At 64.7% G+C, this 13,245-nt stretch carries 11 protein-coding genes; 7 read left to right on the top strand and 4 right to left on the bottom strand.

The genetic code is table 11. From position 1 onward, the window contains the following. Nucleotides 1-30 precede the first annotated feature (30 nt). From K3F49_RS31010 to K3F49_RS31020, 3 genes are all read right to left on the bottom strand, one after another. Complete coding sequence (locus K3F49_RS31010) at nucleotides 31-990, bottom strand: fatty acid desaturase (RefSeq protein ID WP_234684696.1); 960 nt, start codon at nucleotides 988-990, stop codon at nucleotides 31-33. A 276-nt stretch (nucleotides 991-1,266) separates the two neighbouring features. Beyond that, nucleotides 1,267-1,536 carry a hypothetical protein gene (locus tag K3F49_RS31015; protein ID WP_234684697.1) on the bottom strand — a complete coding sequence of 90 codons (270 nt, stop codon included), beginning with the start codon at nucleotides 1,534-1,536 and terminating at the stop codon, nucleotides 1,267-1,269. A 136-nt stretch (nucleotides 1,537-1,672) separates the two neighbouring features. Beyond that, nucleotides 1,673-2,626 carry a LysR family transcriptional regulator gene (locus K3F49_RS31020; protein WP_234684698.1) on the bottom strand — a complete coding sequence of 318 codons (954 nt, stop codon included), beginning with the start codon at nucleotides 2,624-2,626 and terminating at the stop codon, nucleotides 1,673-1,675. A gap of 99 nt (nucleotides 2,627-2,725) precedes the next feature. Between K3F49_RS31020 and K3F49_RS31025 the strand changes: the two genes are divergently transcribed. The 7 genes from K3F49_RS31025 to recQ all read left to right on the top strand — a co-directional run bounded on the left by K3F49_RS31025 (nucleotide 2,726) and on the right by recQ (nucleotide 12,013). Beyond that, nucleotides 2,726-3,907, top strand: a complete 1,182-nt coding sequence (locus tag K3F49_RS31025; RefSeq protein ID WP_234684699.1) for an MFS transporter — start codon at nucleotides 2,726-2,728, stop codon at nucleotides 3,905-3,907. 11 nt (nucleotides 3,908-3,918) lie between these two features. Continuing rightward, the gene (locus K3F49_RS31030; protein WP_234684700.1) at nucleotides 3,919-4,953 is read left to right on the top strand and encodes an aldo/keto reductase; all 1,035 of its coding nucleotides are present in this window, start codon (nucleotides 3,919-3,921) and stop codon (nucleotides 4,951-4,953) included. Nucleotides 4,954-5,067: 114 nt separating this feature from the next. Next, nucleotides 5,068-6,636, top strand: a complete 1,569-nt coding sequence (locus K3F49_RS31035; protein ID WP_234684701.1) for an amidase family protein — start codon at nucleotides 5,068-5,070, stop codon at nucleotides 6,634-6,636. A 238-nt stretch (nucleotides 6,637-6,874) separates the two neighbouring features. Next, nucleotides 6,875-8,176: an O-acetylhomoserine aminocarboxypropyltransferase/cysteine synthase family protein gene (locus K3F49_RS31040; RefSeq protein ID WP_234684702.1), complete on the top strand. Its 1,302-nt coding sequence runs from the start codon at nucleotides 6,875-6,877 to the stop codon at nucleotides 8,174-8,176. Nucleotides 8,177-8,188: 12 nt separating this feature from the next. Continuing rightward, entirely contained in the window at nucleotides 8,189-9,190 is a 1,002-nt protein-coding gene (gene metA, locus K3F49_RS31045; RefSeq protein ID WP_234684703.1) for a homoserine O-succinyltransferase MetA, read from the top strand. Nucleotides 9,191-9,295: 105 nt separating this feature from the next. Then, entirely contained in the window at nucleotides 9,296-10,039 is a 744-nt protein-coding gene (locus K3F49_RS31050) for a polysaccharide deacetylase family protein (RefSeq protein ID WP_234684704.1), read from the top strand. 108 nt (nucleotides 10,040-10,147) lie between these two features. Continuing rightward, complete coding sequence (recQ, locus tag K3F49_RS31055; protein ID WP_234684705.1) at nucleotides 10,148-12,013, top strand: DNA helicase RecQ; 1,866 nt, start codon at nucleotides 10,148-10,150, stop codon at nucleotides 12,011-12,013. A gap of 81 nt (nucleotides 12,014-12,094) precedes the next feature. On the opposite strand, the gene K3F49_RS31060 is transcribed toward recQ, so the two are convergent. After that, nucleotides 12,095-13,111 (bottom strand): 1-aminocyclopropane-1-carboxylate deaminase, encoded by a 1,017-nt coding sequence (locus tag K3F49_RS31060; RefSeq protein WP_234684706.1) that lies wholly within the window; start codon nucleotides 13,109-13,111, stop codon nucleotides 12,095-12,097. Between the last annotated feature and the right edge of the window lie 134 nt (nucleotides 13,112-13,245).

The following is a 13,245-nucleotide window of genomic DNA, read 5'->3' on the forward strand; positions in this document are numbered from 1 at the left end:
CTGCCGGCTTTCATCAAGCCTGATCCCGATTCAATCAGAACCGATCGGGCTCTCGATGCCGTTGCGCGCGCGGCGAAACCAAGCCCACGTCTGCCGCGTCACTGCGATATAGCCCGGGCCCCGGTAGACGATCTGATCGGCGACGATCCCGTTCAGTTTCGGCAGCGCATGGAATGGAATCGAAGGATAGGCATGGTGCTCGACATGGTAGGGCATGTTCCATGCAAACCAGCGCACGAACATGGCGGTATAGGTGGTGCGGGTATTCTGGAAGGCGCTGCGCGCATGATCGCAACCGGTGTGTTCGGCAAGGAGATACGGACGCAGAAACAATTGACCGATGATCACGGGGACGACCCAGACCCACAACAGGAGCAAGGTGTGCAGCGCGACCGATGCCAGCAGCAGCGCGACGTAGCCTGCCAGATAGAGGCGCGCTTCCCTCACGACAATGTGGTGCTTGCTTTCCGGAATCCAGGGTGACGTGGCATTGCCGGCCAACGCATGGCGAAGCATCAGCCGCGCCCGGAAGGCAACCTGCCGCAAGCCGCTGTAGACGATCACCAGCTGCGCGTCCGAGCTCGGGATCGGAACCGACAGCAGTTCTGGGTCCCTCTTTGGATCCTGCGTATAGCGATGATGATCCCAGTGGAACAGGCAGTAATATTCGTAAGGCAAGGCGACCGCGAACGAGGAGAGATGGCCGAAGGCGAGGTTGAGAGCGCGGCTGCGAAACGCCGTCTTGTGGGCGGTCTCGTGTACCACCATGAACAGGAATGCGACGAAGTAACCTTGGACGACGACCAGGGGCAACGCCCACACGATTCCGTATCGCGACGAGACCAGCCAGATCAGTGCGCCGACAACGACAATGACGCCGTAGTGGCTGGCCGCACGGACCAGACCTCGCCAATTGCACCGCATCGACAACTCGCGCAGCATGGCCGGTGTCAGCGGCTTCTCTCCGGTGGCAGTGATGGCATTGCTCATGATCGTAGTCGCCTCTTTCCGGGATCACACACTTGACCCTGCTCGTGCGGACGTTGGCACTCGTCAAGCGCAGACCGATCCTAGGGAGCGATGCCGCAATGCAGAAGCAATTAATTTCGCGCCGCCGGGCCGGTCGTTAATGCCGTTATGGGGCGGTCAGGCCTGAATCCTATTCCGCGGCGCGGCGTGCGGCATATCGACGTGCGCGGTAAGGGTTCGCTCGCGCGGGTTTCTCCCAGCGCGCGGCGGCGGTAGCTCGAATAGTGGGTTTTTGGCTTAGGAAGAACAAAACGCTTGATCTTTCAGCGGGGATTGACTCCCCACTCTCTTGGCCAGCCAACCAAAGGTCATTTCGTACTTCGATGCGGACAGGCCATGTCCGACGCTTTTGCGCGTTGGAGAATGCTTCAGGCCAGTCTGCCAGGCTTCGATCATCCTGTTCTCCGCCATAGATGGTGTGCTTGTTGAGAAAGCTCCGCCGACCGTCTGCAGGCCGCCAGTTTCGATCGTGGCGCTATCGACGGAGGCGCCGCCCGTGACATCCATCGTGCCATTATGGAGCGTGATGCCACATGGAGCGTGATGCCACTGGCGGGAGGGCGCTTCGCGTGCGCGATGCCTGGAACTTCCGCATTGTGACGCACATGCGGGCAGCGCGATCGACTGACACTCTCCACGAGCCTCATCCCACCAATTTCCACTTCCCATCCTGCGCACGCTTCAGGATCGGATCACTCACCCGCACATGCTCAGCGAGAAAATCGATGAACGCGCGGACGCGCGCGGGCAGCGGCGCGGTATGGCCGACATAGACGGCATGGATGTCTTCGCGATCGCCGGGATTGTAGCCTTGCAGCACGGGCACGAGGCGGCCTGCTTCGATGTCGGGGCCGATGTGGAAGAGGGCGAGGCGGGCGAGCCCGACACCGCCGAGTGCAAGGCGGCGGGCGGCTTCGCCGTCACTGACGCGCGCGGCCGGCGGCGGCACTGCTTCCTCCGTGCGGTCGCCGCGACGGAACGGCCAGCCGCCGCGGATCCGCGGAAAAGTCCAACCGATGCCGCGATGCTCAGCCAGATCTGCCGGGGTCTTCGGCGTGTCAAAGCGCGTCAGATATTCCGGTGCGCCGACGACAACCATGCGGCTCGTTCCAAGCTTTCGCGCGATCAGGCGCGAAATTTTCAGAGGTCCGACGCGGATGGCGACATCGGCGCGCTCCTGCATCAGGTCGATCAGCGTGTCGGTCAGCACCAGGTCGAGCGTGACGTCGGGATGCTCTCCGAGAAAGCGCGGGATCAGAGGCATGAGATGCAGCATGCCGAAGGGGATGTTGCTGTTGACCGTGAGCCGGCCGCGCGGCGTGGCGCCGGATGCCGCTTCGCGCTCGGCTTCCTCCATCTCGGCGAGGATGCGCAGCGCGCGCTGGTAGAAGGCCTGGCCTTCCTCCGTCAGCGTCAGCTTGCGCGTGGTGCGGTTAATGAGCCGCGAGCCAAGCCGCGCCTCGAGCCGCGAGATCAGCTTGCTGACGCCTGATGGCGTCAGGCGCAGTTTTCGCGCGGCCTGGGTGAATCCGCCGAGGTCGACGACGCCGACGAAGACTTCCATCTCGGCAGAGCGATTGGTGTCGAAGCGGGCCATGTTGAATTCACGTCACAAATGATTGGATTGTGGACATCCTAATGGTTTTGTCGCGGCACGGCTATCTGCGTGGCTCGTCTTCATCCATCGGAGCCACGCATGCCTCCCGCCGTCCTCGCGCTCACCGCCGGTGCCTTCGGTATCGGCACCACCGAATTCATCATCATGGGCCTGCTGCTCCAGGTCGCCGCCGACATGCATGTCTCCGTGCCGGTCGCCGGCCTGCTCATCTCCGGCTATGCGCTCGGCGTGTTCGTCGGCGCGCCGGTGCTGACGCTCGCGACCCGGCGGCTGCCGCGAAAGACCGTGCTGCTGGCGCTGATGGGGATATTCACGCTCGGCAATGCGGCCTGCGCGCTCGCGCCGAGCTACGAATTGTTGATGGCCGCGCGGGTGCTGACCTCGCTGGCCCACGGGACCTTCTTCGGTGTCGGTTCGGTGGTGGCGACCAGCCTCGTCGCAGAGGACAAGCGCGCCTCCGCCATTTCCACGATGTTCATCGGCCTCACGGTCGCGACGCTGCTCGGCGTGCCGTTCGGCGCCTGGTTCGGCCTGATGCTCGGCTGGCGCGCGGCGTTCTGGGCAGTGACGGTGATCGGCGTGATCGCCTTTGCGGTGGTGGCGGCGCTCGTGCCCGGCCATGTCGGCAACGGCGACAAGCCGATCTCGCTGGCCGAGGAGATTGCCGTGCTCGGACGAGGGCAGGTGCTGCTCGGCCTCGCCATGACCGTGTTCGGCTTTGCCGGCCTGTTCGTCGTCTTCACCTATGTCCAGCCGATCCTGACGCGCTTCACCGGCTTTTCGGAGACCGCTGTCTCGCCGATCCTGCTGGTGTTCGGCGTCGGGCTTGCAATCGGGAATGTCGCCGGCGGCAAGCTCGCCGATCGTGGCCTCGCACGTGCCCTGATCGGCACGCTCGCCGCGCTCGCCCTGGTGTTGCTTGGTCTCTCCGCCGTGCTGTCGGTCAAGATCCCCACCATGGCGCTGATCCTGCTGCTCGGTATCGCGGCGTTTGCGACCGTCGCGCCGCTGCAGCTGCGTGTGCTGGAGGCCGCCGGTCCCAGCGGCCGCACGCTCGCCTCCAGCCTCAACATCGCCGCGTTCAATCTCGGCAATGCGCTCGGTGCCTGGGCCGGCGGCGTCACCATCGATCGCGGCCTCGGCCTCTCCGCGCTGCCGCTGGTTGCGGCCGGCATCACCGCGATCGGACTCGTGCTGGCGCTGTGGAGTCTTCAGCTCGATCGCAAACAGGCCGCAGTCGCGGCGTGCCCGGCGGAATAGGGGAGGCTCACATGGAATACCGTCATCTCGGCGCTTCCGGACTCAAGGTGCCCGTTCTCAGCTTCGGCACCGGCACCTTCGGTGGCCAGGGCCCGCTGTTCTCGGCCTGGGGCCGCAGCGACATTGATGAGGCGCGCCGGCTGGTCGACATCTGTCTTGAGGCCGGCGTCAATCTGTTCGATAGCGCCGACGTCTATTCGAACGGCGCCGCGGAGACGATTCTCGGTGCCGCGATCAAGGGCCGGCGCGACAAGGTGCTGATCTCGACCAAGATGAGCCTGCCGATGGGCGATGGCCCGCTCGATGCCGGCTCGTCGCGGCATCGCCTGCTGGCCTCGGTGGAATCGGCGCTGCGGCGGCTTGGCACCGACTATATCGATCTGCTCCAGCTCCATGCCTTCGACGCCTTCACGCCGATCGAGGAGGTGCTGTCCACGCTCGATACGCTCGTTCGCGCCGGCAAGCTGCGCTACGTCGGCGTCTCCAATTTCGCCGGCTGGCAGTTGATGAAGTCGCTGGCCATCGCCGATCGTCGCGGTTGGCCGCGCTATGTCGCCCATCAGGTCTATTACTCGCTGCTCGGCCGTGACTATGAATGGGAGCTGATGCCGCTGGCACGCGACCAGGGCGTCGGCGCGCTGGTCTGGAGCCCGCTCGGCTGGGGCCGGCTCACCGGCAAGATCCGACGCGGTCAGCCCTTGCCGCAAAACAGCCGCCTGCACGCGACTGCGCAGTTCGGTCCGCCCGTGGATGAGCAGCGGCTCTACGCGATCGTCGATGTGCTGGACGCGATCGCGATCGAGACTGGCCATACTGTGCCGCAGGTCGCGATCGCCTGGCTGTTGTCGCGGCCCACGGTATCGTCCGTGATCATCGGCGCCCGCGACGAGGCGCAATTGCGCGACAATCTCGGTGCGGTCGGCTGGTCGCTGAGCGCGGATCAGCTCAAGCGCCTCGACGAGGTCAGCGCGGTGATGCCGCCCTATCCCTACTATCCCTATCGCATCCAGGAGGGTTTTGCGCGGCTGAGCCCGCCGCCGGCCTAGGACTGGGGACAATCCGTCGCATCGTGTGTCGCGCCAGTGCGCCATGCAGAAACGCCGCTGTACAGGCCTCGTCGCCGTTCGTAACTTCCGCGCCGCGATTTCAGGAGATGCGACGTGGCGAAGAAGACGGCGACCAAGAAGAAAAGCACTTCGAAGAAGGGTGCGAAGACCTCGAGCAAGAAGGCTGCCGTCCGCAAGGGGGCTGCTGCGAAGCCGGCCAAGAAAACGGTCAAGACGTCAGTCAAGGCGTCCGCCGCGCGCCGCCCCAAGGGGCCAGCCTGGCAATGGTCGGCCGTGGAGACCGCGGCCGCGATCCGCTCCGGCGCAATCTCCGCGGTGGAAACCGTCGAGGCGCATCTGGAGCGGATGCATGCGGTCAATCCCCGGCTGAATGCGGTCGTCGTCGATCTCGGCGAGGACGCGCTGAAAGCTGCGCACGCAGCCGACAAGCAGCGCGCCAAAGGCGGTGAACTCGGCCTCCTGCACGGCGTGCCCGTCACCATCAAGGAGAACGTCGACTACGAAGGCCGCCCCAATTTCAACGGCGTTCCCGCCAACAAGAACCTCGTCGCGCCGTCGGATTCGCCTGTGGTGCGTAACCTGAAGAAGGCCGGCGCGATCGTCATCGGCCTCACCAACACGCCGGAATTCTCGTTCCGCGGCTTCACCGACAATCCGCTGCACGGATTGACGCTCAATCCCTGGGACCCCACCATCACCTGCGGCGGCTCCTCGGGCGGCGCGGGTTCGGCGGTCGCCGCCGGCATCGGCACCATCGCGCACGGCAACGATATCGGCGGCTCGCTGCGCTGGCCGGCGCATTGCAATGGCGTTGCCACCATCAAGCCGACGCAAGGTCGCATTCCCGCTTTCAACGCAAGCGCGACAGCGGAGCGGCCGATGCTGGCGCATCTAATGTCGGCGCAGGGGCCGCTCGCTCGCCACGTCGGCGACGTCCGTCTTGCGCTGGAGGTGATGAGCCAGCGCGATCCGCGCGATCCCTGGTGGGTGCCGGCGCCGCTGACCGGGCCGAAGCCGAAGGGCGCGATCAAGGTCGCGCTGGCCAGGATCCCCGAGGACATGGCGGTCGATCCGGCGGTCAGCGCGGCGCTTCGCCAGGCCGCCGATCATTTGGAGCGCTCCGGTTATCGCGTCAGCGAGGTTGAGGTGCCCGACATCAATGGCGTCTGGCAGACCTGGTGCGACATCATCACCAATGAGACGGTGGTGATGCAGGAGGCCGGCATGCTGAAGGTCACGTCGGAAGACTTCCACAAGGCGTGGGGCGGCATGAAGGCCAAGGCCAACGCGCTCGATCTCAAGGCGTGGATGCAGGCGACGGCGGCCCGCAACGGCCATATCCGTGCCTGGCAATTGTTCTTCGAGGAGTATCCGGTGGTACTGGCGCCGACGACGGTGAAGCCGACGCCGGGTCCGCGCGACGACACCGTGAGCGCCGAGCGCGTGCAAGAAATCTTCTGGGGCGAGATCCGCTTCATCTCCGCGATCAACGTGCTGGGGCTGCCCGGCGCCGTGGTGCCGGTGGCCGTGCATGACGGCAAGCCGATCGGCGTGCAGCTCATCGCGGGCCGCTATCGCGAGGATCTGGCGCTCGACGCTGCCGCCGCGATCGAGAAGCGTGCCGGCGTGCTGGCCCATCGGCTCTGGGAGACGATGGCCTGATCCTGATCTTCGGGCTTCGCGCGACGAGCGCGAAGCCCGAATGAGCCAGCGTGCGGAGTAGTTAATCCAAATCGACTCAAATTTTAGCCAATTTACCAACAACCATTAGGGTTACTTCCTCGATCTCTAAGCGAATTATTGTCCGCTTTACCACCCGCCTCTAACAGAGGGACGGCGGACAACGCACATGCCTCATACAGGCCAATAAGTGCGGGCCGCTCCACGCGGAGGTGGTACGATGCGCAACGAGACGATTGCTATTCACGCCGGCTACGAGCCCGAATCCACCACGCACGCGGTTGCCGTGCCGATCTACCAGACTGCGGCCTATGCCTTCGACAGCGCCGATCATGGCGCGGCTCTCTTCAATCTCGAGGCCGAAGGTTTCCGTTACAGCCGCATCGCCAATCCGACCAGCGCCGTGCTGGAGAAGCGCATCGCCCAGCTCGAAGGCGGCGTCGGCGCGCTCGCGGTTGCGACCGGCCAGGCTGCGCTGCATTTCGCCTTCGTCAACGTCGCCGACCACGGCGGCAACATCGTGTCCGTGCCGCAGCTCTACGGCACCACCCACACGCTGCTCTCGCACATCCTGCCGCGGCAGGGCATCACCGGCCGTTTCGCCGAGAGCGACAAACCCGAGGCCATCGAAAAGCTGATCGACGAGAACACCCGCGCCGTGTTCGCCGAGACCATCGGCAATCCCGCAGGCAACGTCTGCGACATCGAGGCGCTCGCCAAGATCGCGCATGCCCATGGCGTGCCGCTGATCGTCGACAACACGGTCGCCACGCCGATCCTGCTCAAGCCGTTCGACTACGGCGCGGACATCGCCGTGCATTCGCTGACCAAATTCCTGGGCGGCCATGGCACCACGCTCGGCGGCGCCATCGTCGATTCCGGGAATTTCCCCTGGGCCAAGCACGCCGACCGCTTCCCCGGCTACAACAAGCCGGACGCTTCCTATCACGGTCTCGTCTATGCCGAGCGCTTCGGCAAGACCGCCTATATCGAGCGCGCACGCAGCATCTATCAGCGCACCATGGGGTCGGTGCTGTCGCCGTTCAACGCCTTCCTGCTGCTCCAGGGCATCGAGACGGTGGCGCTGCGCATGGAACGCCATTGCGAGAACGCCCGCAAGGTCGCCGAATTCCTGCGCAACGATCCGCGCGTCGCCTGGGTCAACTACACCGGCTTCCCGGACAGCCGCTATTATCCGCTGGTCCAGAAGTACCTCGACGGCAATGCCTCCTCGCTATTTACCTTCGGCATCAAGGGCGGCATGGAAGCCGGCAAGAGCTTCTATGACGCGCTGAAGCTGATCACGCGCCTCGTCAATATCGGCGATGCCAAGTCGCTGGCCTGCCATCCGGCCTCGACCACGCACCGGCAAATGTCGCCGGAGCAGCAGCGCACGGCCGGTGTGCTGCCCGAAGCGATCCGCCTCTCGATCGGTATCGAACATGCCGCCGATATCATCGAGGACATCGATCAGGCGCTGGAAAAGGCCTGTCCCACCGCGCGTCTTCAGGCGGCGGAGTAGGCAATCGGGCCGATGAGCGTCTTGATCGACAGGGATCAAGGTATCGCAAGCCCGGCGCTGGTGCCGGCCGAGGGCGACATCGCGCGCAATCACGCCGGCGCCGAGCTCAACATCGGGCTGATCAACAACATGCCTGATACGGCGCTGAAGGCGACCGAGCGGCAGTTCATGAAGCTGCTTCAGGCGGCCGCAGGGCCGCGCCGCATCCGCTTTCATTGCTTCTCGCTGCCGTCGGTGAAGCGTTCGCCGGAAGCGAAGTGGCACGTCGAGAGCGAATATTCCGATCTCTCCGATCTCAAGCGCGATAGGTTCGACGGGCTGATCGTGACCGGGGCCGAACCGGTCGCGCCCGAGCTCGATCAGGAGCCGTACTGGCGCGACCTCACCGAGCTGATCGACTGGGCCAGAACCAATACCCGCTCGACGATCTGGTCGTGCCTTGCCGCACATGCGGCGGTGCTGCACCTCGATCGCATCGAACGGCAGCGCCTGCCGTCCAAATGTCACGGCATCTTCGACTGCGAGACCGTGACCGGCGACCCGCTGACGCGCGATGCCCCGGCACCGCTCAAGGTCTCGCATTCCCGCCTCAACGAAGTCACCGAGGCGGATCTCGCGCAGGCCGGCTATCAGGTGCTGACCCGATCGGCCCAGGCTGGCGTCGACGTCTTCGTCCGGCAGTATGACAGCCGTTTCGTGTTCTTCCAGGGTCATCCCGAATATGACGCGCTGTCGCTCCAGCGCGAGTATTTGCGCGACATCGGCCGCTTCCTCGCGCGCGAGCGGGATGCCTATCCGGCGCTCCCCGTGAGTTATTTTGACGCGGCGACCGAGGAAAAACTCGCGCGCTTCGAAAAGCGGGCGAGGCATCAGCGGCATCCGGCGCTCACCAATGAATTGCCGGCGCTGACTTTGCGCACCGATATTGCGGCAGGCAGCGCCGCAGCCGCGCTTTTCCGCAATTGGTTACAATATCTCGGCGCGGACGCCGAAGCTCCGCTGCTGGCACGTTAACCCAAGGCTGTCCGTTCCGCGTTAGGATTACCCAGGCGTTAAGCTTGCGTCAGACCGCGCGCAAATGTTTCAGTGCGGAAATATAGAATCACAGGGAATGCACCCGTGCTGTCCACCCTCAACGGACGCTTGAGCAATCGGCTCGCTCGGCATTTCCGCGCCGCGCCGCACCGCTTGCCGGCGCACGCACCGATGGTGAGCTTCACCTTCGATGACGCTCCCGACAGCGCAGCAGGCGAGGGCGCCTCGCTGCTGGAAGCGCATGGCGGGCGCGGTACGTTCTATCTCGCCGGCAGCCTGGTCGATCAGCCCGGAGACCATTGGCACGGTCTGTCGAACGATGCGATCGTCCGGCTGCATCGCGGCGGCCACGAGATCGGCTGCCACACGTTCTCGCATTTGCGCGCGGTCGATCTCGACGAGAGCGCTATGGCGCGCGAGATCGAGCGGAACCGCAGTTATTTTCTCGGCATCGATTCCTCGATCCGGCTCGAGAATTTTGCCTATCCCTATGGTCTCGCCTCGGTCTGGCGCAAACCGCAGCTCGCCCAAACCTTCCGCTCCGCGCGAGGCATCCTTCCGGGCGTCAACAGCGATGTCATCGATCTCCAGTTCCTGCGTGCCTCGCCGCTGGTCAATTGCGAGATCGATACGGCGGGCGTGGACCGCTATTTCGACGAGGCGGTCGCAAGCGGCGGCTGGTTGATCTTCTACGGCCACGATGTCGTCGACGCGCCGAGCCCCTATGGCTGCACGCAGGCCCTGTTGCGCCACGCGCTGAAAGCTGCGGAAAAGCGCAACATGCCGATCGTGACGGTCGCCGAGGCGCTGCGCAGGATCGGGGCGTAGCTTTTCGCCATACCGCGTTTCCCGGGAGAGGCAGAAGATAGTCTTGCAACGCCAGCGCCGTCATGCGACTGGCGTGGTGACGAATCTGGCAAACCCCCGACAACGCCCATGTCCGCCCCTTCCACCGCTCCGCTGCCAGCGCCGGCCGATGGCCGCGATGCGCTGTCGGTGCTGCATTCGGTGTTCGGCCTGCCGGGGTTCCGGGGCGCGCAAGGCGAAATCATCCGGCACGTCACCGACGGCGGCAATTGCCTGGTGCTGATGCCGACCGGCGGCGGCAAGTCGTTGTGCTATCAATTGCCGTCCCTGTTGCGTGAGGGCTGCGGCATCGTCGTCTCGCCGCTGATCGCGCTGATGCGCGATCAGGTCGCCGGTCTGCTCGAGGCCGGCGTCAACGCCGCCGCACTGAACTCGTCGCTGACATCGCAGGAAGCCTCGGACATCGAGCGGCGCCTGATCGCGGGCGATCTCGACCTGCTCTATGTCGCGCCGGAACGCCTGGTGACGCCTCGCTGCCTGTCGATGCTGGCTCAGGCCAAGGTATCGCTGTTCGCGATCGACGAAGCGCATTGCGTCTCGCAATGGGGGCATGACTTCCGGCCCGAATATGTCGGCCTCTCCATCATCGCCGAGCGCTTCCCCGATGTGCCGCGCATCGCGCTGACCGCGACCGCCGACGAACTGACGCGGAAAGAGATCGTCCAGCGGCTCCAGCTGACGGATAGCCCGCAATTCGTCTCGAGCTTCGACCGGCCGAACATCCGCTACGAGATCGTCGACAAGCGCAATGCGGTGTCGCAGCTGAAGGAATTCATCCGGGAACGCCATGCCGGAGACGCCGGCGTGGTCTATTGCCTGTCCCGCAATCGCGTCGAGGAGGTTGCTGCCGCACTCGCCGAGGCCGGCATTGCGGCGCTGCCCTATCATGCCGGGCTCGATGGCCAGGTGCGCTCGCGCAACCAGGACCGTTTCCTCAATGAGGACGGCATCGTCATCGTCGCGACCATCGCCTTCGGCATGGGCATCGACAAGCCCGACGTGCGCTTCGTTGCCCATCTCGACCTGCCCAAGAGCATCGAGGCCTATTACCAGGAGACTGGGCGTGCGGGGCGCGACGGCAAGCCGTCGGCGGCGTGGATGGCCTACGGCCTCTCCGACATCGTGCAGCAGCGCCGCATGATCGACGAGTCCAGTGGCTCCGACGACTTCAAGCGCGTATCGATTGGCAAGCTCGATGCGCTGGTCGGGCTCGCCGAGACCGCGCAGTGCCGGCGCCGGCGCCTGCTCGCCTATTTCGCCGAGACCCTGCACGGCGATAACTGCGGCAATTGCGATAACTGCCTCACGCCGCCAAAGATGCGTGACGGCAAGGTGTTGGCGCAGAAGCTCTTGTCCTGTGCTTACCGTACCGGACAACGCTTCGGCGCGATGCACCTGATCGACGTGCTGATCGGACGCCTGACCGAGAAGGTGACGCAGTTCGGCCACGACAAGCTGTCGGTGTTCGGCATCGGGCGCGAACTCAACGAGAAGCAATGGCGCACCGTGCTGCGTCAGCTGGTGGCCATGGGCCATCTGCAGAGCGACAGCGAAGCCTTTGGCGCGCTGAAGCTGACGGACACCGCGCGCGGCGTGCTGCGCGGGGAAACCGAGGTGTGGCTGCGCGAGGAAGCGCCCAGCACGCGGGTCCGGTCAAGCCGCGCAAAATCCCGCCGCGGCGACCTCGCGCCGGCAGCCAGCGCAGCGCAGGGCGACGTCGATCCCGAATTGCGCGCGCGACTGCGGTCCTGGCGTTCGGATATCGCGCGCGAGCGCGGTGTGCCGGCCTATGTCGTGCTGCACGATGCCACCATCGACGGCATCGTTCGGGCCTGGCCGACCACGCTGGACGAGCTGCGCAACATCCCCGGCATCGGCGACAAGAAGCTCGAGCACTATGGTGAAGAGCTGCTGCAGATCGTCAAGACGCGGTAGGGCTTCTTGTCATCCCGGACGAGCACAGCGCTTGCGCTTGCCCGGGATGACAGCAGAGTGGAGGGCGAGGTGTAGCCTGCCTCACCCGTTCCGGAACGCATACCCATAGCCGTTGAGCGCCGGCGCGCCGCCGAGATGGGCGTAGAGAATCTTCGCGCCCTTCTCGAAATGGCCTTTCCGGGTCAGGTCGATCAGGCCCTGCATCGATTTGCCTTCATAGACCGGGTCGGTGATCATCGCCTCCAACCGTGCGGTGAGGCGGATCGCCTCCTTGGTCTCCTCCGACGGTACGCCATAGGCGGGATAGGCGTAATCCTCGATCAGCACGACGTCGTCGGCAACGATGTCCTTGCCGAGCTCGACGAGGTTTGCCGTGCTCTGCGCGATCGAGAGCACCTGCGCTTTCGTCTGCGCCGGTGTGAAGGAGGCGTCGATGCCGATCACCTTTCGCGCGCGGCCGTCGGCGGCAAAGCCGACCAACATGCCGGCGTGGGTCGAACCGGTCACGGTGCAGACGATGATGTAGTCGAACTTGAAGCCGAGCTCTTTCTCCTGCTGGCGCACTTCCTCGGCGAAGCCGACATAGCCGAGCCCGCCAAATTTGTGCACTGAAGCGCCGGCCGGGATCGCGTAAGGCTTGCCGCCCGCAGCTTTCACGTCCTCGATCGCCTGCTCCCAGCTCTTGCGGATGCCGATGTCGAAGCCGTCGTCGACCAGTCGGACGTCGGCGCCCATGATGCGCGAGAGCATGATGTTGCCGACGCGGTCGTAGACGGCGTCCTCGTGCGGCACCCAGGCTTCCTGCACCAGGCGGCACTTCATGCCGATCTTGGCGGCGACCGCCGCGATCATGCGGGTATGGTTCGACTGCACGCCGCCGATCGAGACCAGTGTGTCGGCGTTCGATGCGATCGCGTCGGGGATGATGTATTCGAGCTTGCGCAGCTTGTTGCCGCCATAGGCGAGGCCGGAATTGCAGTCCTCGCGCTTGGCGTAGATCTCGACATTGCCGCCGAGGTGCTTCGACAGCCGCTCCAGCTTCTCGATGGGCGTCGGGCCGAAGGTCAGCGGATAGCGCGCGAATTTGTCCAGTCTCATTGGATCATCCCGATTGGCGTTAATGTCTGGGATGTCGCTAGCATTGCGTCGCCAAAAGGTGCTCTCGAATATCGCGCCCATATTGCACATAATCTTGCGAGAATTCCGGCGTGGGCTGATATTACTTCCGAAGC

It is taken from the genome of Bradyrhizobium monzae, from assembly GCF_021458635.1.
In the GTDB taxonomy this organism is placed as follows: domain Bacteria; phylum Pseudomonadota; class Alphaproteobacteria; order Rhizobiales; family Xanthobacteraceae; genus Bradyrhizobium.

Excerpts from the sequence above, each read along its gene's own strand:
- K3F49_RS31010 (WP_234684696.1), bottom strand. The coding sequence starts at position 990 with ATGAGCAATGCCATCACTGCCACCGGAGAGAAGCCGCTGACACCGGCC.
- K3F49_RS31015 (WP_234684697.1), bottom strand. The coding sequence starts at position 1,536 with ATGGATGTCACGGGCGGCGCCTCCGTCGATAGCGCCACGATCGAAACT.
- K3F49_RS31020 (WP_234684698.1), bottom strand. The coding sequence starts at position 2,626 with ATGGCCCGCTTCGACACCAATCGCTCTGCCGAGATGGAAGTCTTCGTC.
- K3F49_RS31025 (WP_234684699.1), top strand. The coding sequence starts at position 2,726 with ATGCCTCCCGCCGTCCTCGCGCTCACCGCCGGTGCCTTCGGTATCGGC.
- K3F49_RS31030 (WP_234684700.1), top strand. The coding sequence starts at position 3,919 with ATGGAATACCGTCATCTCGGCGCTTCCGGACTCAAGGTGCCCGTTCTC.
- K3F49_RS31040 (WP_234684702.1), top strand. The coding sequence starts at position 6,875 with ATGCGCAACGAGACGATTGCTATTCACGCCGGCTACGAGCCCGAATCC.
- metA (WP_234684703.1), top strand. The coding sequence starts at position 8,189 with ATGAGCGTCTTGATCGACAGGGATCAAGGTATCGCAAGCCCGGCGCTG.
- recQ (WP_234684705.1), top strand. The coding sequence starts at position 10,148 with ATGTCCGCCCCTTCCACCGCTCCGCTGCCAGCGCCGGCCGATGGCCGC.
- K3F49_RS31060 (WP_234684706.1), bottom strand. The coding sequence starts at position 13,111 with ATGAGACTGGACAAATTCGCGCGCTATCCGCTGACCTTCGGCCCGACG.